General features: G+C 67.4%; 19 protein-coding genes and 1 tRNA gene. 9 read left to right on the top strand and 11 right to left on the bottom strand.

The window, feature by feature from the left end:
* Positions 1–106: 106 nt before the first annotated feature.
* The 4 genes from FZ033_RS12920 (at position 107) to FZ033_RS12935 (ending at position 3,708) form a co-directional block, all read left to right on the top strand.
* The gene (locus FZ033_RS12920; RefSeq protein WP_149576545.1) at positions 107–460 is read left to right on the top strand and encodes a helix-turn-helix domain-containing protein; all 354 of its coding nucleotides are present in this window, start codon (positions 107–109) and stop codon (positions 458–460) included.
* Positions 457–1,356 (top strand): ImmA/IrrE family metallo-endopeptidase, encoded by a 900-nt coding sequence (locus FZ033_RS12925; RefSeq protein WP_149576546.1) that lies wholly within the window; start codon positions 457–459, stop codon positions 1,354–1,356. Before FZ033_RS12920 ends, FZ033_RS12925 begins: the two co-directional genes overlap by 4 nt.
* Before the next feature lie 419 nt (positions 1,357–1,775).
* The gene (locus FZ033_RS12930) at positions 1,776–2,354 is read left to right on the top strand and encodes a recombinase family protein (RefSeq protein ID WP_331251177.1); all 579 of its coding nucleotides are present in this window, start codon (positions 1,776–1,778) and stop codon (positions 2,352–2,354) included.
* Positions 2,355–2,571: 217 nt separating this feature from the next.
* On the top strand, positions 2,572–3,708 hold the full coding sequence (locus FZ033_RS12935) for an AAA family ATPase (RefSeq protein ID WP_149576547.1): 1,137 nt from the start codon (positions 2,572–2,574) through the stop codon (positions 3,706–3,708).
* A 348-nt stretch (positions 3,709–4,056) separates the two neighbouring features.
* Here the strand turns inward: FZ033_RS12935 and FZ033_RS12940 are convergent.
* Positions 4,057–4,131 (bottom strand) — tRNA-Gln (locus FZ033_RS12940).
* Between the two features lie 178 nt (positions 4,132–4,309).
* Between FZ033_RS12940 and FZ033_RS12945 the strand changes: the two genes are divergently transcribed.
* Positions 4,310–4,648 carry a hypothetical protein gene (locus FZ033_RS12945; protein WP_149576548.1) on the top strand — a complete coding sequence of 113 codons (339 nt, stop codon included), beginning with the start codon at positions 4,310–4,312 and terminating at the stop codon, positions 4,646–4,648.
* Positions 4,649–4,741: 93 nt separating this feature from the next.
* On the opposite strand, the gene FZ033_RS12950 is transcribed toward FZ033_RS12945, so the two are convergent.
* From FZ033_RS12950 to FZ033_RS12960, 3 genes are all read right to left on the bottom strand, one after another.
* Positions 4,742–5,524, bottom strand: a complete 783-nt coding sequence (locus FZ033_RS12950; RefSeq protein ID WP_149576549.1) for an enoyl-CoA hydratase-related protein — start codon at positions 5,522–5,524, stop codon at positions 4,742–4,744.
* A 554-nt stretch (positions 5,525–6,078) separates the two neighbouring features.
* Entirely contained in the window at positions 6,079–6,876 is a 798-nt protein-coding gene (locus FZ033_RS12955) for a TIGR02186 family protein (RefSeq protein WP_149576550.1), read from the bottom strand.
* Complete coding sequence (locus FZ033_RS12960) at positions 6,873–7,796, bottom strand: sulfite exporter TauE/SafE family protein (RefSeq protein WP_149576551.1); 924 nt, start codon at positions 7,794–7,796, stop codon at positions 6,873–6,875. The genes FZ033_RS12955 and FZ033_RS12960 overlap by 4 nt, the downstream gene beginning before the upstream one ends.
* Before the next feature lie 235 nt (positions 7,797–8,031).
* Between FZ033_RS12960 and FZ033_RS12965 the strand changes: the two genes are divergently transcribed.
* The gene (locus tag FZ033_RS12965; RefSeq protein WP_149576552.1) at positions 8,032–9,294 is read left to right on the top strand and encodes a GGDEF domain-containing protein; all 1,263 of its coding nucleotides are present in this window, start codon (positions 8,032–8,034) and stop codon (positions 9,292–9,294) included.
* Between the two features lie 25 nt (positions 9,295–9,319).
* Here FZ033_RS12965 and FZ033_RS12970 read toward each other — a convergent pair whose 3' ends face one another.
* Both FZ033_RS12970 and meaB read right to left on the bottom strand, forming a co-directional pair.
* The gene (locus FZ033_RS12970) at positions 9,320–10,093 is read right to left on the bottom strand and encodes a pyroglutamyl-peptidase I family protein (RefSeq protein ID WP_149576553.1); all 774 of its coding nucleotides are present in this window, start codon (positions 10,091–10,093) and stop codon (positions 9,320–9,322) included.
* Positions 10,094–10,102: 9 nt separating this feature from the next.
* Positions 10,103–11,089, bottom strand: coding sequence for a methylmalonyl Co-A mutase-associated GTPase MeaB (gene meaB / locus FZ033_RS12975; RefSeq protein ID WP_149576554.1), 987 nt, complete (start codon positions 11,087–11,089; stop codon positions 10,103–10,105).
* A 97-nt stretch (positions 11,090–11,186) separates the two neighbouring features.
* On the opposite strand from meaB, the gene FZ033_RS12980 reads away from it, so the two are divergent.
* Positions 11,187–11,393, top strand: a complete 207-nt coding sequence (locus tag FZ033_RS12980) for a CsbD family protein (protein WP_012114510.1) — start codon at positions 11,187–11,189, stop codon at positions 11,391–11,393.
* A gap of 58 nt (positions 11,394–11,451) precedes the next feature.
* Here FZ033_RS12980 and folK read toward each other — a convergent pair whose 3' ends face one another.
* The 4 genes from folK to FZ033_RS13000 form a co-directional block, all read right to left on the bottom strand.
* The gene (gene folK / locus FZ033_RS12985) at positions 11,452–11,943 is read right to left on the bottom strand and encodes a 2-amino-4-hydroxy-6-hydroxymethyldihydropteridine diphosphokinase (RefSeq protein ID WP_149576555.1); all 492 of its coding nucleotides are present in this window, start codon (positions 11,941–11,943) and stop codon (positions 11,452–11,454) included.
* The gene (folP, locus tag FZ033_RS12990) at positions 11,940–12,776 is read right to left on the bottom strand and encodes a dihydropteroate synthase (RefSeq protein ID WP_408068484.1); all 837 of its coding nucleotides are present in this window, start codon (positions 12,774–12,776) and stop codon (positions 11,940–11,942) included. Before folP ends, folK begins: the two co-directional genes overlap by 4 nt.
* 142 nt (positions 12,777–12,918) lie before the next feature.
* Positions 12,919–13,575, bottom strand: coding sequence for a peptide-methionine (S)-S-oxide reductase MsrA (gene msrA, locus FZ033_RS12995; protein ID WP_149576556.1), 657 nt, complete (start codon positions 13,573–13,575; stop codon positions 12,919–12,921).
* Positions 13,576–13,763: 188 nt separating this feature from the next.
* Entirely contained in the window at positions 13,764–14,081 is a 318-nt protein-coding gene (locus tag FZ033_RS13000) for a hypothetical protein (protein ID WP_149576557.1), read from the bottom strand.
* Positions 14,082–14,652: 571 nt separating this feature from the next.
* Here FZ033_RS13000 and FZ033_RS13005 point away from each other — a divergent pair.
* Both FZ033_RS13005 and ppa read left to right on the top strand, forming a co-directional pair.
* Positions 14,653–15,162: a GNAT family N-acetyltransferase gene (locus FZ033_RS13005; RefSeq protein ID WP_149576558.1), complete on the top strand. Its 510-nt coding sequence runs from the start codon at positions 14,653–14,655 to the stop codon at positions 15,160–15,162.
* A 52-nt stretch (positions 15,163–15,214) separates the two neighbouring features.
* Positions 15,215–15,757 carry an inorganic diphosphatase gene (ppa, locus tag FZ033_RS13010; protein ID WP_149576559.1) on the top strand — a complete coding sequence of 181 codons (543 nt, stop codon included), beginning with the start codon at positions 15,215–15,217 and terminating at the stop codon, positions 15,755–15,757.
* Between the two features lie 34 nt (positions 15,758–15,791).
* Here the strand turns inward: ppa and FZ033_RS13015 are convergent, their stop codons facing one another.
* Positions 15,792–18,470 (bottom strand): nitrate reductase, encoded by a 2,679-nt coding sequence (locus FZ033_RS13015; RefSeq protein WP_149576560.1) that lies wholly within the window; start codon positions 18,468–18,470, stop codon positions 15,792–15,794.
* Positions 18,471–18,489: the final 19 nt, after the last annotated feature.

Genomic DNA, 18,489 nt, shown 5'->3' on the forward strand with positions numbered 1-18,489 from the left:
TTCCAAAGGGCGGTTGCCACATGCGCATCCGCCATGCCATAATTGTTACAACCGCCATCCTGGAGTGAGATGGCGTATCCGTCAAGTTAAATATATCGAAAGCGCCATGCAGCCTGATCAGCCAGCTGATATCTTTAAAGAACGCCTCAAGGCCGCCCGCACCTTGAGAGGCCTGAATCAAGCCGAACTCGCCGCCAAGGCCGGTCTGCCCGCCGCGTCCGTCTCCCATTTCGAATCTGGACCGCGAAAGCCGTCCTTCGACAATCTGCGCTCGCTTGCATCGGCGCTGAACGTCACCACCGACTACCTGTTGGGCCGCTCCGATGCGCCGGATGCATCGGCGGAAACGGTGGGGCGTCTGCACCGTGATCTCGGAAAACTCACCGAGCAGGATCTCAAACTGGCGACGGATTTCATCCAACTTCTCGCCAAGCAAAGAGGCGTCAAGGGCAACGAATGACCGCCAAGCTCAAACTCGCGCGAAGGACCGTTGCGGAAGCTGCAGCGAACTCGGTGCTTCGCCAGATGAAGATCGAAGGGCTTTGGGTTGATCCGGAAGCGATCGCCACGAGCAAAGGCATCTTGGTTCAGGCGAAACCGGCTTCCGCCGAAGGCGTGTCCGGCATGCTGCTGAAGGCCGGTGACAACTTCGGCATCATGTACGCGACCAACATTCCGAGCCGTGGCTTTCAGCGGTTCAGCATCGCACACGAGTTGGGTCACTATTTCATCGAAGGCCATCCGGAAGCGCTGCTGACCACGGGTGTTCACCAATCACGCGCAGGCTTCGTCTCCGGCGATCCGTTTGAACTGGAAGCGGATCACTTTGCAGCGGCCTTACTGATGCCGGAGGGGCCTTTCAAAAAGGCTATCGCCGATCAAGACGCTGGCCTCGCCTGCGTCGAAGCACTGCGCAAGGCGTGTGACACATCTCTGACGGCGACGGCCATTCGCTATAGCGCGCTCACATCTGATGGCGTCGCGGTCATCTGCACCATCGGCGATGCCGTCGATTGGTGCTTCATGTCGGATGGCTTGAAGCAAGCGAAGGGACTCACCTTCCTGCGCAAAGGGATCGGCGTTCCACCTGGAACCGTGACCGCGCAATTTAATGCTGCGCCGGAGAACATCCGCACCGCTCAACGCGACGAAGGCGAGAGATATTTGAGCGACTGGATGGGCGGTGATCGCCGTTATCGCATCACCGAGGAAGTTGTCGGGCTTGGTCACTATGGGCGCACCTTGACTATCTTGACCTGTAAGGCGCTTAGCCTGCGTTCGGATGCGGACCCGGATGACGATGACGATGACGAAGAAGCATTGATTGAAAGTTGGACGCTTCGCTTTCGGAAATAGTACAAAGATCTCAATTTCTTTGCTTAATGCCGCATTATCACGCCAGAAGTAGCTGCACGATCCAAACGAGGGAATGTACGCTTAGGGTCAGTTAAAACCTGAGGGTCCGCGTACTGGCAGACCCGGCTCGCCTCTGAGCGTGACCAAAAATAGCAACGGGATTTTCGGACACATATTCTTTGGCTGCAAAACCAACCTGTCCCCTGCCCCCCCCTCAACGCTAGGGCGGAGCCATAATGTGTGCACGCCTATTCTGCTTCGCGGCTCGCCAAGGCGGCGGGATCGCCCAATAGCCCCTGCCCATGCGGACGCGTCCGGCGACGCTCGCGATTGCGTCCGATAGAGTGGTCTTGACATTCCGGACGGATCCGACTCTCATCTCTAGACTTTTTGGACACTGAGGTCGGGAGACAGGGCACATGGCGATGTTGGTCGGATATGCGCGGACCTCCACCACGGAACAGGAGGCCGGGCTTGAAGCCCAGCGACGCGACCTCGATGCGGCGGGTTGCGGCAAGGTGTTTGCCGAGCATGTGTCTTCAGTCGGGGAACGGGACAGGCTGAAGCAGGCGCTGGAGTTCGTGCGGGAGGGCGACACCCTCGTCATCACCAAGATCGACAGGCTTGCGCGCTCCACCATCCACCTGTGGGAGATCGTCCGCGACCTCGACGCGAAGGGTGTGGGTCTGCAGGTGCTGAACCTCGGTGGCGAGGTAGTCGACACCAAGAGCGCGACGGGGCGCTTGATCCTCACCATCTTCGCGGGCTTCGCCCAGTTCGAGCGTGAGATGATGCTGGAGCGGCAGAGGGAGGGCATCGCCAAGGCGAAGGCAGAGGGGAAATACCTCGGTCGCAAGCCTACCGCGCGGGCGAAGTCGGAAGAGGTGTTGAAGCTCCACCGGGAAGGAAAGACGCCCACCGAAATCGCTGCGGCTGTCGGGATTGGCAGGGGGAGCGTCTACCGGATCGTTCAGGGACAGGGAGCGGTCACGGGTTGATTAGCGGGATTGGCGGGCGGCGCGGTCGGGCGGCTTTTTTGCCTCCTACTGCCAGAGGTGCGCGTCGCGTGTGCTGTTTGCTGGGCGCAATCGGAGATTTTGTTGACCCTACTGCCCGGCATCGCGCGCGACTGCTCGCGGCCCCATAAACCCAAACGGCGCACGTTGCGGTTTTGCCAGCACATAGGCGGCCGACGCAGTGCGCAGGTGACCCCCCATGCTTGATAGCCAACCTGTTGCAGTCCCCGCCAACGTCTCTTGCACGGCTCTCGTACCTTGGTGTCCGCCGTCCCCGCCGCCGCCCTTAGACCTGGGAAAGATCGCCGGACTAGAGGCAATCACGGCAGGCGCCCTTCTGCTCAAGTCGTTCCCACCGCGTCGGTTCGTCGTCGATCCTTGGCTTCGGGAAGGAGAGACGGCCCTGATCTGGGCAGCTTCCGGTGTCGGCAAGACCATGTTGAGCCTGAGCATGGCGATGGCCATGGCGACGGGCGGCAGTGTCGGCGGATGGAGCGCCGAGAAGCCGAACAAGGTGGTCTATATCGATGGCGAGATGCACCTTCAGGATGTCCGCGACCGAGTCGACATGCTGAAAGCCACCGGCGCCGTGACGCTTGGTGCGCCGGGCCTGTTGGACACCAACCTCGTCTTCTTCAGCCGTCAGGCCCAGCCACGCGATGCGGTCTTCTTCGACCTGACGACCGAGGAGGGACGCGACAGCATCCTGCGTGCCTGCGACACGCTTGGCGCCGAGGTGTTGATCCTCGACAACTTCACCACGCTGAGCGAGCAGTTGGAGGACGAAAACGCCGCGCACGCGTTCAAGAAGATCCAGCGGTTCCTGTTGCAGACGAAGCAGGCGGGGCTCACCACCATCCTCATCCACCACGCGCGGAAGGATGGGAATGCTCTGCGCGGTAGCGCCTCTATCGAAGTCACTTTCGAGGTCGTGCTGGAGTTGCGGAGGCCGAAGATTGAACGGATGGGGGCGGCCTGCTTCTCCCCGCACTTCGGGAAGTTCAGGCAGAAGAAGGGCGAGCAACTGCTTCCGCGTCTGTGGTCGCTGACGGATGCCGGATGGGAGATCGGAGAAGAGGTCGATCTGGATGCCGACAACGCCGCCCTGCACTGTGTGAAATCGCTCCAGTTCGTCAGTCAGACGGAGGTCGCCGCCCATCTCGGCTTGGCGAAGGGCACCGTCAGCAAGCACCTCGCCACCGCCGTAGAGCGGAAGCTCATCAGCAGGGAGGATTTGAAGGACTGCTTCGCCAAGGCGCGGCGTCTGAGGGAGGAGGGCGTCGGGGACGATCTGGACACAATGGAGGAGGAGCACGCCAGCACCGAGGACTATTGAGCGGCCCTTGGGGTGCTGAGGGAGAGCGTAGCTCCCTTCAGCAGGGGAATTTTGGGGGCGCGCCTCCGTTTCCCTGTTTCCTCGTCTAGGTGAAACGAAACTCGAAACCGGGGCGTGGACCCCTCGCGTGGCGCTTTTGCGCTGGGCGGGGCGATCCGCGCCCCTGTTTTTTGGTCCCATCGGTACCCACGCGCTCGGTCGCGCCGACTCACGGCGGATGCGCGTACGCTCTGCGTCGCAAGACACTGCCTATTGCCCGGAAGTTTGTGTGAATTGTACTAGAATGATGTACTAGAACGAGGCGCGTCGCCGCCAATAAGTCATTGATATATAACAAGAACTTGAAAGTGGCTGGGGCGCCTGGATTCGAACCAGGGAATGGGGGAATCAAAATCCCCTGCCTTACCACTTGGCTACGCCCCAACGCGGCGGCGGACCATATAGCCGCGCCCTGCGCTTCTGTCCAACGTGTTGCCGCGGGTTTGACAACGAAGCCGCTATTCCGCCGCGCACGGCGTGCTACATCTTCAAGGTGAAGCCGATTCCGACTTCACGTCGAACAGACTGCGCGTCCCGGCGCAGCACCTCTGGAGGCCGCGCAATGTCCTTGCGCATCGCGTTCTTCTGCGTTGCCCTTGCCGCAACGGTTCCCGCTACATCCGCCGCCCTCGCCCAGGCCGCGGCAACGCCGCCGACCCAGACCGCCCCGGCCGCAAAGCCGGCGCCGGTCGCACCGGCCACCACCCCTGCGGCGCCCACGGCCACGAAGCCGGCCACGCCCAAGCCGGCCACCCCCGGCCAGACCGCCGCGCACCAGCGGCAGACGGCCTGTGGCGCCGAGTGGCGCGCCGCAAAAGAGGCCGGGAAGGTGCCCGCCGGCCAGAAGTGGCCCCAGTTCTGGAGCGCCTGCAACAAGCGCCTGAAGGCCCAGGGCAAATAGCCGGAAGGACGGTGCTCGAAGGACCTGGCCGGAAGGCCCGCGTCCCAAGGGCCTGCCGGGACAGGTCAGGCGCCCGCTTCCGGGCACCCGCCCTCAGCTTCCGGAGAAGCGCGGCGCGCGCTTTTCCGCGAAGGCGAGGCGGCCTTCGCGATAATCGGCGCTGGCATTGGCCGCACCGGTGGCGCGGCGGGCTTCGCCCAGCAGTGCCTGCGAGCCGGTCTCGGCGGCGCGGATGGCGAGCTTGGCGGCCTTCAAGGTCAGTGGCGCATTCTCCGCGATGCGCTGGAGCGTGCGTTCGGCGGTGGCTTCCGCCTCGGCGGCCGGGATCAGCACATCCACGGCGCCGATGGCATGCGCCCGCGCCGCCGTCAGCCGCTCGGCGGTGAAGAACAGGTGCCGCGCCCCCTGGCTGCCGAACACCCGCAGCGCTCGCGCCATGCCGCGCGGATCATATCCGAGGCCGAGCCGGGCGGCGGGAATGGCGAAGAAGGCGTCGTCCGCGGCGATCCGCATGTCGCAGCTCGCCGCCAGCGCCGCGCCGGCCCCCACGCACGCACCCTTCACCAGCGCGATGGTGGGACAGGCGAGGCCCTCGATGGCAGAGCAGGCCTGCTCCACCAGGTCGTCATAGCTCTGCGCGCCGGAGGCATCGGAGCGGGCGGTGTCGAAATCCGAGATGTCGGCGCCACCGGAAAAGGCGAGGTCGCCCTCGCCGCGCAGCACCGCAACTCGGATATCGCTGCGATGGGCAGCATCCTGCGCGAACGCGATCAGGCCTCGCCACATGGTGCTGGAAATGGCGTTGCGCCGTTCCGGATTGGTCAGCACGAGGCGGGCGATGCCGCCCTCGACGGAAATGGCGATGCTGCCAGCCACGCTTTCCTCCCCCCAGGCTTTCTCGAAGCTGTGTTGCTCGAACCTGTCTTGGCTTGCCCGGCTTGTGGCCGGCGACAGAGACCCGGCCGGCCCTGTCCTGTCGTGTCTAAGCGGAACGGCACGAGGAGGGAAGTTGCCGCATGCAGGGATGCGCCGGAACGAGGGACGACTTTCGGCGCAGAAGGCCTTGGGTGGCGGGGCGTGATGCCCGGCGGGTGGCGCCTGCGGAGCGAGTCGCGGCGGCGGGGTTCCGGGGTGGCGGGGTTCCGGGGCGGCGCATGAAGCGCCACCCCGTCCCCAACGGGCGCCGGTCAGGGCTTGGCACCCGAAGCTTGATGGTTAGAAGTCACATCGGATCAGCCCGCCCTGCCCAAAGGGTTGGAGGTAGCTCATTCGTGATGTGACGCTCACTCTTGTGTGACCGCGGAAAAAAGCAGTTTCAAGAAAAAAGTGAGATGGCGGGCAACAAAGCACGCTGTCGGTAACCGCGTCCGCGTATCGCGCTAAATGAATGGTTGTAGCGCCGGGTACGTTCCCGCATTCCTGTGCGGTCTTCAGTCCCGCCGGAACAGCAGGTTGCCCATAAAGCCCACCACGAGACTGCCAAACGCAACCACGAGACCGTACAACCAACCGTCCCTCTGGGAGAATTCTGCGATCTTTTGCTCAAAACCCGTCTTGTTCACATCGAAGCTGGAAAGTTCTGTCGCGGAAAGGGATCCGTTTCGGAAAACCTTGACCGCTACCGTGTAACGCCCCAGGGGCGCGGTGCCTGGAATGCTCACCTCCGCGCGAAACACCCGCGGCGCGAGGAATGCCACGCCGCCGGGATCTTCGCGATAGACCCCCTGGGTCGCCTGGATGCGCAGGAAGGCGGTGCGGAACGGGTCGCTCGGCACCACGTCGGCGAAGTCCGGCCCCACCTTCTGGACCAGGATGTTGTAGTTGAGGCCGATCTGCTCCACCCGCAGGGTTTCCGGGCTGGCCATCTGGTCGGTGGGGCGGTTGGAGAGGACGGCAAGGAACGCCGGCGCCTCCACGAAGGTGCGGCGGTCCGAATTGACCCACAGCCCGAGCACGCGGGACTTGCGCCAGGTGGTGAAGCGTTCGCCGGGGCCGCGCACCGTCACCACCACGTCGATGGGGCCGTCGTCCTGCTCCTGCGTTTCGGCGACGCCGAAAACCACCAGTTCCGCACCGGTGAAGCTCGAGGTGATGCGCACCTGGGGCTGGGAGACGGACACCACCAGCCGGTCGGCCCGCGCCGGCATCGCCGCAAGCGCGATCATCAGGGCGAGGAGCGCCGAGCCGATCCGCAGGGTCCTCACGGCTGCACCCACCCTTTCCCTCACGGCTGCGCCTCCTGGGTGACGGCGAAGGTGTCGGCCGGCCGGCTGACGAGGTCGATGGCGACGCGCACCGCCACCGACAGGACCAGGATGCCGAGGAGGAGGCGCAGGTGTTCCGCCTTCAGGGTCTGTCCGGTGCGAGCGCCGAACTGGGCGCCCATGGTGCCGCCGATCATCAGCACGAAGGCGAGCACCGCATCCACGGTGCCGTTGGCCTCGGCATGGAGCACGGTCGCCGCCGCCATGGTCACGAGGGTGAGCACCAGCGAGGTTCCCACCGATGTCTGGGTCGGCACCCGCAGCAGATAGATGAGCGCGGGCACCAGGATGAAGCCGCCGCCCACGCCGAGCACCGCGCCCAGGAGGCCGATGATGAAGCCGATGCCGATCACCGGCAGCGCCGAGACATAGATGCGCGAGCGGCGGAAGCGCATCTTCAGCGGCAGCCGCATGAACCAGGCCCGGGTGCCGGGACGGCGCACCGTGGGCGGCAGGCCGGCCCGCATCCGCGCCAGGGCTTTCAGGCTCTCCACCAGCATGAGCGAGCCGATGGCGCCCAGCAGCAGCGCATAGGAAATGCGGATGGCGAGGTCCACCTGGCCGATCACCCGCAGCCACAGGAACAGCAGCACGCCGGCTGCTGTTCCGGCCAGGCCCCCGGTCAGCAGCACGCCGGCGAGCGTCAGGTCCATCATGCCCTTGCGCCAGTAGGAGAGGGCGCCGGAAAAGGAGGAGGCCGCCATGTAGGGCGACACGCTCGCCACCGCCACGGCCGGCGGCACGCCGGTGAAGATGAGCAGCGGCGTCATCAGGAAGCCACCGCCGACCCCGAACATTCCGGAGATGAACCCCACCGCCAGCCCCATTGCGAAGACGGTGAAGATGGCGATCGGAAGCTCGGCGATGGGCAGGTAGATGGTCACGGGGGAACTTTCGCTGGCGCGCGGCGTCCGTGCCTATACGGCTGGAGTTTGACGGATGAAAGCTGAAGCGGCCCCATCAGGCAAATGCACGTGCAGTCAATCGGCGGGTTGCGCGTGCAGGTCACCATAGTACCTTGGCGGGAACGCCCTTCCCGTAGGTTCGGTTCGGGGGGCTTGGGATCGTGAGGCGACCAACAGGGCGGGTCGGGTGCCAAATATAAAGACGTACGGTTTCATGGGCGTTCTGCTCGATTCCATCGACATCGCATTGTGCCTGTTCGATGCGGACGATCGCACACTGGTGTGGAACGACAGCTTCCTGCGCTTTTTTCCCGAGCATGCGGGCCATGTGCATCGCGGCGAGCCCTACTGCGAGAACCTGCGCCGCTTCTATGACGGCCGGCTGGATGGCGAGGAGCGCCGGCACCTCGAGCGCTATGTAGAGGAGGGCATTGCCCGCCATCGCGCGCAATCGCGCCCCTTCGTCTTCATTCATCTCGGCCGCCGCCTGCGCGTCGCCTCCCTGCCAACGCCTGAGGGGCTGCGCATCCGCATCTGGCAGCACCTGCACGAGGAGCCGCAGCAGATGCGTCCCGGCAGCTGGGACGTCTTTCCCATCGACCTGCTCGACCACATCGCCGACGGCGCCATGGTGCTCGACCAGAACGACCGCATCATCGCCACCAATGACGAGTTCCGCATCCTCTATGATGTTCCCGAAGGCCACTCCGTGATCGGCGCTACGCTCCAGGACGTGGTGCGGGACGCCTGGGCCAAGGTCGATCAGCCCGAGCGCTGGTCCGACGGCTTCGTGCAGGACAGCCTGCATTTCGCCGGTGCGCCGTTCGAGGTGGAACTGCCGGGTGGGCGCTGGCGCCGTGTCATTGCCCGGCGCACGGCCTCCGGCATCGGCTATTTCACCCACTCCGACATCACCGAGCTGAAGCGCCAGCAGGCCGCGCTGGAGCGGGCCCTGGCGGAGCTGTCCGCCATCGCCGCCACCGATGTGCTCACCGGCCTTGCCAACCGGCGGGGGTTCGAAAAGGCGATCTCCGCCGCCTGGCACGCATGCTCGGTGGCCGGCACGCCGGTGGCGGTGGTCATCATCGATCTCGACCACTTCAAGGCCATCAACGACCGGTTCGGCCACGCCGCCGGCGACGAGTGCCTGCGGCGCGTCGCCGACGCGGTGCGCAGCTCCGTGACCCGCGCCGATGACCTCGCCGCCCGCCACGGCGGCGAGGAATTTGCCATCCTCCTGCCCAATGCCACGGCCGAGGAAGCGCTCGCCATCGGCCAGGGCATCCGCCGTTCGGTGCGCGTGGAGCCGTGGGCCCAGGTGCATCCCGATCTCAGCCGGCTCACGGTGAGCATGGGCATCTGCGCGGTGAAGTCGGCGTGCGAGGTGGATATCGCCTCGGCCATGCGGCATGCGGACGAGGCCCTGTACCGGGCCAAGAAGCGCGGACGCGACCGCATCGAGGTCCAGCGCGCCTGACGGCGTCTTTCCCGGTCAGGTGGGGCTAGAGCGTTTTCCGCTTGCCCTGGCTCACGGCAATCGCTCTAGACTCTTGTTTTGACGCGTTTTCTTCACGTGAACCGGTACCCACTTCGCTCGAAAAGACTCTGGCGCGAGACCCTCTCCCCTCCGGGCCGGGACCGTTGGCATTCCGCCGCCGCGCTTCCGCAGCGAGCGCGACGAGCAGGCCGGAAAGCGCGCGGGCAAGGCCGGCGCGGGCGGTGCCGCGCGGAACACCCGAGCGTCCCGGCAGGTGAATGAAGAGCACCGGCGGCGCGGCGCCCGTTCCTCGCACCCGCCCATGGGCGGCCGCGAGCGCGTGGAAATAGGCGGCGTTGCACAGATAGCGGCCGGCGTCGCGGGAGGCGCAGGCTGGGATGCCTGCCCGCCGCAGGGCCGTCACCCACGCCAGCGCCGGGGCCGTGGAGGCAATGGCATCAAGCCCATGGGGCGAGAGGCGCCGCCCCGGCGGATGCCGGCCGGCCGCATCCGGAAACGCGCGGGCCGCATTCACCGCGCGGGTTTCAAGGCAGACGCGCCGGCGCCGGGCGGCGACGCCCAGCAGCAGCACGGCATCGAACGGCTGTTGCGTCATCAGCGCGTCGATGCGTGGCAGCACATCCCAGCGCGTGGGCAGGATCTCGAGCGTTATATCGACGCCGGACAGGACCGGGCGCTTCAGCCGCAGCAGGTCCATGGCCGTGCGCTGCGACGGGTTCGCCGGCACGCCCGGGAACGGCCCGAACGCCGTCACCAGAATGCGGAGCGGGCGCGCCACGGCGTAGCCTCACAATCCGATGAGGCCGGCGATCTCCGCCGCCGCCAGCGCCGGGGCTAGCGTTCCGGCGGCCACCTCCTGCTCCAGCGCGGGCAGGCGAGCCTTTACCGCCGGGTCGTGGGTGACCCTTTCGGCGAGACGTTCGTTGAGCAGGGTCCACATCCAGCGCACCTGCTGGGCCCGGCGGGTGGCGGCGAAGGTGCCCGCCGCCTCGCACTTGGTGCGATGCAGCCGCACCTGCTCCCAGACCTCGGGGATGCCGGCTCCGGTGAGCGCGGAATAGGTCAGCACCGGCGGCGACCAGTGGGGCAGGCGGGCGCCGAGCAGGTGGAGCGCGGTGCGATATTCGCCGGCCGCGGCGCGCGCGCGGGTGACGTTGTCGCCGTCCGCCTTGTTCACGGCCACGATGTCGGCCAGCTCCAGCACGCCCTTCTTGATGCCCTGCAATTCGTCGCCGGCCCCCGGCAGCATCAGCACGAGGAAGGTGTCGGTGAGATCGGCCACTGCGGTCTCGGACTGGCCGACGCCTACCGTCTCCACCAGCACCACGTCGAAGCCGGCGGCCTCGCACAGCAGCATGGTTTCCCGCGTCTTGGCGGCGATGCCACCGAGGGTGCCGCTGGAGGGCGAGGGGCGGATGAAGGCGTTGGGATCCACCGCGAGGCGGGACATGCGGGTCTTGTCGCCCAGGATGGAGCCGCCGGTGCGGGTGGAGGAGGGGTCCACCGCCAGCACCGCCACCTTGTGGCCCTGCTGGGTCAGATAGGTTCCAAGCGCGTCGATGGTGGTGGACTTGCCCACCCCCGGCACCCCGGTGATGCCGACCCGGAAGGCACCTCCGGTCCGCGGCAGCAGGGATTGCAGCAGCACCTGCGCCCGCCGGCGATGATCGGTGCGGCGCGATTCGACGAGGGTGATGGCCCGCGCCAGCGCCGCCCGCTCACCTTTGGCGACGCCCTGCGCAAGCTTCTCGTCGTCCTCGTGCCGTGCCGTCATGTTTGGTTCCCCCGTTCCGCAGCAGTTTTAATCCGGAACCTGTGTGTCAGCGTGAACGTTCTTCCAGCATAATTCCACTCACATGGAGGACGAACGCATGAACTGGGATCGCATTGAAGGCAACTGGAAGCAGATGACCGGCAATCTCAAGGCGCAGTGGGGCAAGCTCACTGACGACGACATGACCGAAATCAACGGCAACCGCGAGATCCTCGAAGGCAAGCTGCAGGAGCGCTACGGCTATGCCAAGGATGAGGTGAAGCGCCAGGTGGATACCTGGTCCACCAACATCCGCACCATGTGATCGCGGACCTTTCCAAACCGCCCCGCGCCACCTGGCGCGGGGCTTTTTCTTTGCGTTTTCAGGTGGCTGCGACCTTCACGATGCCGCTGCGGTCGAGCGGCGCCAGCGCATCGGCCGCGCGCACGCCGGCGACCACGATGTCAGGCGCGATCTCCGTCAAAGGCACCAGCGCGAAGGCGCGCTCCAGCAGCCGGGGATGGGGAATCTCCAGGTCCGGCTCGGCGATATTTTCGTTTGCGAACAACAGGATGTCGATGTCGATGCGGCGCGGCCCGAAGCGCACCTCGTGGGGCCGGTCGCGCCCCAGCATCCGCTCCACCGAAAGGGCCAGGAACAGCAGGCTGCGGGGCGGCACCGGGCTTTGAATTTCAACCACCTGGTTGAGGTACGGCCCCTGCGGGATCGGTCCCCAGGGCGGCGTCTCATACAACGAGGAGCGGGCGCCGATGGTGAGTCCGGCGCGAGCCAGCACACCCAGCGCCAACCCCATGGTCAAGGCCCGGTCGCCCACGTTGGAGCCCAGGCACAGGTAGGCGGTGCGGTTGGTCACGAGGCGTCCCGGATGGCCTCGGCGACGCGCGCCGCCTGCACATGGGCGGCAACGTCGTGCACCCGGATGATCTCCACCCCGGCCATGATGGCGATGACGTTGGAGGCGATGGTGCCCGGCAGGCGTTCCGCCGGCACGGTCTCGATCACCTTTCCGATCAAGGACTTGCGCGAGGCGCCGAGCAGGATCGGCAGGCCCAGCACGCGCAGCTCTTCAAGCCTGCGGATGGCGGAGAGGTTCTGCGGGAAGCTCTTGCCGAAGCCGATGCCGGGGTCGAGCACCAGGCGCTCGCGCTTCACGCCGGCCTTGTCGGCCGTATCGAGAGCTTTCTCGAAGAAGACCAGCATATCGGCGACGATATCGAGGGTTTCGTCGACTTCGGTTCGGTTGTGCATGATGATCGCGGCGGCGTCGTATTCCGCCACCACTTTCGCCATGTCGGGGTCGCGGGAAAAGCCCCACACGTCGTTGACGATCACCGCCCCCGCCTCCAGCGCCCGCCGGGCGACCGAGGCCTTGTAGGTGTCCACCGAGATGGGCACGCCGGTTTCGGCGGCCAGCGGCGCGAGCACCGGGGCGAGGCGTGCCCATTCGTCCTCCGCCTCCACCGGGGTGTGGCCCGGCCGCGTCGATTCGCCGCCCACGTCCAGCAGGTCCGCGCCCTCGGTCACCAGCCGCCGGGCATTGGCGAGGGCGCTCTCCGGCGCGGCGCTGGCGCCGCCGTCGGAGAAGGAATCGGGCGTCACGTTCAGGATGCCCATGACGAGGGTGCGCGGGCCGAGCGCGAGGGCGCGGCCACGGGCCAGAAGGGTGCGGGAGGGAGCAGCGGGCAAGGAGGGGCGAGCCTGGGCACGATCAAGGGGAGGGCCAATGAACCGCGCGGCGCCCGCCTTTGCAACAGGGCGCCGAAACGAAGCAGGGCGCAGCCTGCGCCGCGCCCTGCCTGAAAAATGTGCTTCCGCACGACCGGGGCAGCTATTGGGCCGCCACCCCGGTGCCGATGGGGCAGGAGACGCCGGTGCCGCCGAGGCCGCAATAGCCGGCGGGGTTCTTCGCCAGATACTGCTGGTGGTAGCCCTCCGCGAAATAGAAGGGTCCCAGCTCGGCGATCTCGGTGGTGATGGCGGCAAAGCCCTTGGTCTTCAGCGCCGGCTCATAGGCAGCCTTCGCCGCCTCCGCCGCCACCCGCTGGCCAGCATTGGTCACATAGATGCCGGAGCGGTACTGGGTGCCCACGTCATTGCCCTGGCGCATGCCCTGGGTGGGATCGTGGGATTCGAAGAACAGCCGCACCAGCTCGTCATAGGTCACGGCCTTGGGATCATAGACCACCAGCACCGCCTCGGTGTGTCCGGTGCGGCCGGAGCACACTTCCTCGTAAGTCGGGTTCTCGGTGATGCCGGCCACATAGCCCACCGCGGTGGCCCACACGCCGGGCGTCTGCCAGAACTTGCGCTCGGCGCCCCAGAAGCAGCCGAGGGCGAACACGGCGGTTTCGAATCCGGCGGGGTAGGGGCCCTTGAGGGCGTGGCCGTTGACGAAATGGGTCTCGGCGGTGGGTACCGGCGTGCTGCGGCCGGGCAGGGCATCGGCCTTGGTGGGCAGGTCGAGGGATTTCTTCAGCCAGAACATGGCGGGGCTCCTCGCGGGGGCGCCGCGCCGGGCATCGGACCCGTCGCGCGCGGATGGGGCTTGAAGGGAGGCGCCGGCGTCGGCCGGGCCTGATCCCCAATATGGGATGTCCCCGCCGTTTCCGCGAGGGGGCGCCCTCTGCCCTTGCGCCTGATTCGATCCCCACCGCCCGGCTGGCCAAGCCGGCCCTACCGCGAGACCTCGAAGCGCGAGCGCTCGCGCACCCGGCCGAGGCCGAGCAGGATCAGCCCCACCACCACCAGCAGCAGGAAGGCCGGCAGGGACAGAAGCGGCAGGATGGCGCTGTTCCAGATGAACGGCAGGCCGGCACGGCCGGAGCGTTCCGCCTGTTCCAGCGTGCCCGGCGACAGCGCGAACCAGGCATCGCCGGTGGAGGTGAACACCAAGGCGGAGGCCGCGATGGAGCGCGTACCGTCCACGATGAGGGCGACAAAGCCGCCGGCCACAAGCCAGAATCCGATGAAGCGGAACAGGAAGCGGATCATGGGTGGGCGCCTGGCTCCCTTCAATCTGCGGGCATAGCGCCCGGCCGATCCCATTTAGGCGGGATCGCGGGAGATTGCACGCCCCTCGGTGCGGGGGTGGGGTGGGGGCATCGTCATAGGGCGAGAGAGCGCCGTCGCCGTCCGGCCTGACCAGACGGCCCATGGCCCGCCCGTGACAACACGGCGGGGGTGGCAAAGCGGCGAGATGGACCCTCCGGTCGAGCCGGAGGGTGACGGGGTGGAGACGTGCCGCCCTCTCTCGCGTGCGGGGGAGCCTTGTCATTCCTCGCGGTGCGAACCCTCTCCCGCGTGCGGGGGAGGGCAGGGTGGGGGCGGGCTCTCTCCACCTGACCCGCCCTCCGGTGTCTTGTCCCGGCGCTTTTGCCCCCTCCCCACCCCTCCCCACCCCTCCCCCGCAAGCGAGAGAGGGAGGCGCGGCGGCTTGGGCAGGAGGGGGCCTCGGCAATCAAGCCCGCCCCTCCCCCCGCCATGCACTGGCCGCCGGGCGGTATGGCGCTCCTGCGCGCCATTGCCCCTTGAAGCCGGGCGCGGGGAATGCTTCCATCACGTCATGAGCACGGGCCTCATCGAAATCCGCAGGGCCAAGCCGGCCGACGCCAAGGCGATCGCGCAGGTGCACGATGCGGCTTGGCGCACCGCCTATCGGGGCCTCATCCCCGGCGTGGAACTTGAGCGCATGGTGGAGCGGCGCGGTCCGCGCTGGTGGGACGCCGCGATCCGGCGCGGTAGCCGGCTCTCCGTACTGCTGGTGGGCGATGATCTTGCCGGCTATGTGAATTACGGTGGCAACCGCGCCAAGAGCCTGCCCTATGGCGGCGAGATCTATGAGATCTACCTACAACCTTTGTATCAGGGCCTCGGTTTCGGCCAGCGGCTGTTTTCGGCCGCCCGCCGGGACCTAAGTCTTGCCCGGCTCGACGGAATGGTGGTTTGGGCGCTGGCCGAGAACGAGAATGCGGTGGGCTTTTATCGGGCCTTAGGGGGGCAACCGGTCGCATCCTCGACGGAGCAGTTCGGCTCGAAAACGCTGGACAAGATCGCCTTCGCTTGGCAGCGGTAACCTCCGCGCGGGCAACCGCCCGCGTGGACCGTAGCTATCCAGCGAGTGTATCATGCGCATCGATGCGATCCCGATCGGCAAGAACCCGCCCCACGATGTCAACGTGGTGATCGAGGTGCCCATCGGCGGCGAGCCTATCAAGTACGAACTCGACAAGGCTGCCGGCACGCTCTTCGTCGATCGCTTCCTTTATACCGCCATGCGGTATCCCGGAAACTACGGCTTCATTCCCCACACTCTTTCCGGCGACGGCGATCCCTGCGACGTTCTGGTGGCGAATACCCGCGCCATCATCGCCGGCGCGGTGATCAGCGTGCGCCCCGTGGGCGTGCTGCTGATGGAGGACGAGGCCGGCGTCGATGAGAAGATCATCGCCGTGCCCTCGTCCAAGCTCACCAAGCGCTACGACCGGGTCACCAACCATTCCGACCTGCCGGACATCACGCTCAAGCAGATCGAGCACTTCTTCGAGCACTACAAGGATCTGGAGCCCAACAAGTGGGTGAAGATCCTGCGCTGGGGCGATGCCGCCGAAGCGCACAAGCTCATTCTCGAAGGCATCGAGCGCGCCAAGGCCGAAGGCAAGGAAGGCTGAGGCTTCCCTTCCCGGGGCGGGCGCTGTCCGCCCCTCAGGCCGGTACCGTCGTCTCCGCCAGGAGGCGGCGGATCTCGGGCAGGCACGAGCCGCAATTCGTGCCGGCCTTGAGCTTTTCCCCCACCAGCGCCGCATCGTGCGCGCCGGCGCGGATGGCGCCGATGATGGCGTCGCGCGGCACGCCGAAGCAGGCGCACACCAGCGGCCCACATGCGGCGGCCGCTCCCGCCCGCCGGCCCGCCAGCAGGGTGCGCCGGTCGGCGGTGGAGACGGTGCCTTCCGCCAGCAGGCCCTTCAGCGCATCCCAGGCCACGCGCCGGCCCGCAATGCCCACGAACACCGCGAAATCCAGCCGCCCGTCCCCGTCGAAGGCGGCGGCGCGGTAGAGGCCGGAGGGGGCGTCCACCAGCTCGGCCACGTCGGCGGGGCCTTCCGCCTTCACCCACTGCGCCCAGTCGTCCGGGCCGAGGCTGCCGGCCATGCGCCAGCCGAAGCCGCCCTCCAGCGCCGCCCGCGCCCACCACAGGCCCTGCGGCATGGCAAGCTTGCGCCGCGACAGCACGAAGCCCTCGAACGGCGCCGCATAGGGCGCGAGGGTTGCGGGTGTCGCCTTCGCATCGGGTTGGCCGGAGAAGGGGTCGCATACGCTGTGCACCAGCGGGCCGACCCGGCCGTGGGAGGAGGTGGCCCCGCTCCAGTGGATAGGCGCGAACAGGGTGCCGCGCCGCTGGCCGGCATCGATCCGAACCTCCAGCACCGCCGCGCCCGAGGCGCTCGCCACCCGCGCCAGCGCTCCCTCGGTGAGGCCGAGGGGCGCCGCATCGTCCGGATGCACGGTGACGAAGGGCGCCAGGATGTGCGAGCCGAGCCGGGGGGAGAGGCCGGTGCGGGTCATGGTGTGCCACTGGTCGCGGATGCGGCCGGTGTTGAGCAGGAAGGGGAAGGCGTCGTTCGCCTGCGCCGCCGCGACGGGGGCCGGCGTCACGAAGCGGCCGCGCCGGTCGGCGGTGAAATAGCCGCCCTCGGCGAACAGCCGTGGCGTGCCTTCGGGCCGTCCGCGCGGGGCCGGCCACTGCACCGGGGCGAAATCCTGATAGGCGGCGTCCGACAGCTCGGCGAAGGCGGAGATGTCGAAATCGCGGGTGCCGGCATTCTCGAAGCCGGAGAGCGCCGCATGCTCGCGGAAGATGTCCGCCGGCCCGCGCCAGGTGAAGGCCGGGCCGAAGCCGAGGCGGCGCGCCACCTGCGCCAGCGCCCACCAATTGGGCTTCACCGCGCCGGGCGGGGCGAGGAAGGGCCGCTGGCGGGAGATGCGCCGCTCGGAATTGGTCACGGTGCCGTCCTTCTCGCCCCAGGCGGCGGCGGGCAGCATCACATGGGGGGCACATTGGGCGGTGTCGTTGACCGCGACGTTCTCCGACAGAACGAACAGGTCGAGGCCCTTGAGCGCCGCGCGCACGCCGTCTGCCTCGGGCAGGCTGACGGCCGGATTGGTGCCCATGACCCACAGGGCCTTGATCTCGCCCCGGCCGATGGCGGCGAACAGGTCCACCGCCTTGTGGCCCTCGCGGGTGGCCATATGGGGCGCATCCCAGAAGCGGCGCACAAGGTCCACCTCTTCCGGCGAGAAGCCCATGTGGGCGGCAAGCTGGTTGGCGAGCCCGCCCACCTCGCGCCCGCCCATGGCATTGGGCTGGCCGGTCAGCGAAAACGGCCCCATGCCCTCGCGGCCCATGCGGCCGGTGGCGAAATGGCAGTTGAGGATGGCGTTGACCTTGTCGGTCCCCGCCACCGACTGGTTCACCCCCTGCGAATAGCAGGTCACGGTGCGCGCGGTGTCCGCGAACAGGGCGAAGAAGCGCGCCACGTCTTCCACGTCGAGGCCACAGGCGCGGGCGGTGGCCTCGGCGTCGGGGGCCGCGGCGCGGGCGTGGGCCAGCGCAGCGTCGAAGCCGGTGGTGTGGTCGCGCACGTAAGCGGCATCGAAGGCCGGGCTTTGCGCCAGATGGGCGAGCAGGCCTGAAAACAGCAGGGCGTCGGTGCCCTGGGCCAGCGGCAAGTGCAGGTCGGCTTCCGCCGCCGTCTCGGTGCGGCGGGGATCGATGACGATGAATTTGGTGCCCCGCGCCTTGCGGGCCGCCTCCATGCGGCGGAACAGCACCGGATGGCACCAGGCGGTGTTGGAGCCCACCAGCACGATGAGGTCCGCCGCCTCCAGGTCCTCATAGGACCCCGGCACGGTGTCCGAGCCGAAGCCGCGCTTGTGCCCGGCCACGGAGGACGACATGCACAGGCGCGAATTGGTGTCCACGTGGGACGTGCCGAGGAAGCCCTTGGCCAGCTTGTTGGCGGCGTAATAATCCTCGGTCAGAAGCTGGCCGGAAAGGTAGAAGGCGATGGCCCCCGGACCGTGGGCGTCGCGCACCGTCTTCAGCCCGTCCGCGATGCGGTCCAGTGCCGTGTCCCACGACGCGCGGGCGAGCGCTCCGTCGGCCCCGCGCACCAGCGGGTGCAACAGGCGGGTGTCGAGCCCCACCGTCTCCCCCAGCGCCGCGCCCTTGGAGCACAGGCGGCCGAGATTGGCCGGATGGGCGGCATCGCCCTCCACCAGCGCGCCGCCGAGGCCGTCCGGCGTCGCCTTCACCCCGCAGCCGACGCCGCAATAGGGGCAGGTGGTCTTCACGCTCGGGGGCGAGGCGAGAGGCGCGTTCATGGGGGGCCGATCCTGCCTG

This window comes from Xanthobacter oligotrophicus (assembly GCF_008364685.1).
GTDB classification, from domain to species: Bacteria; Pseudomonadota; Alphaproteobacteria; order Rhizobiales; family Xanthobacteraceae; genus Xanthobacter; species Xanthobacter oligotrophicus.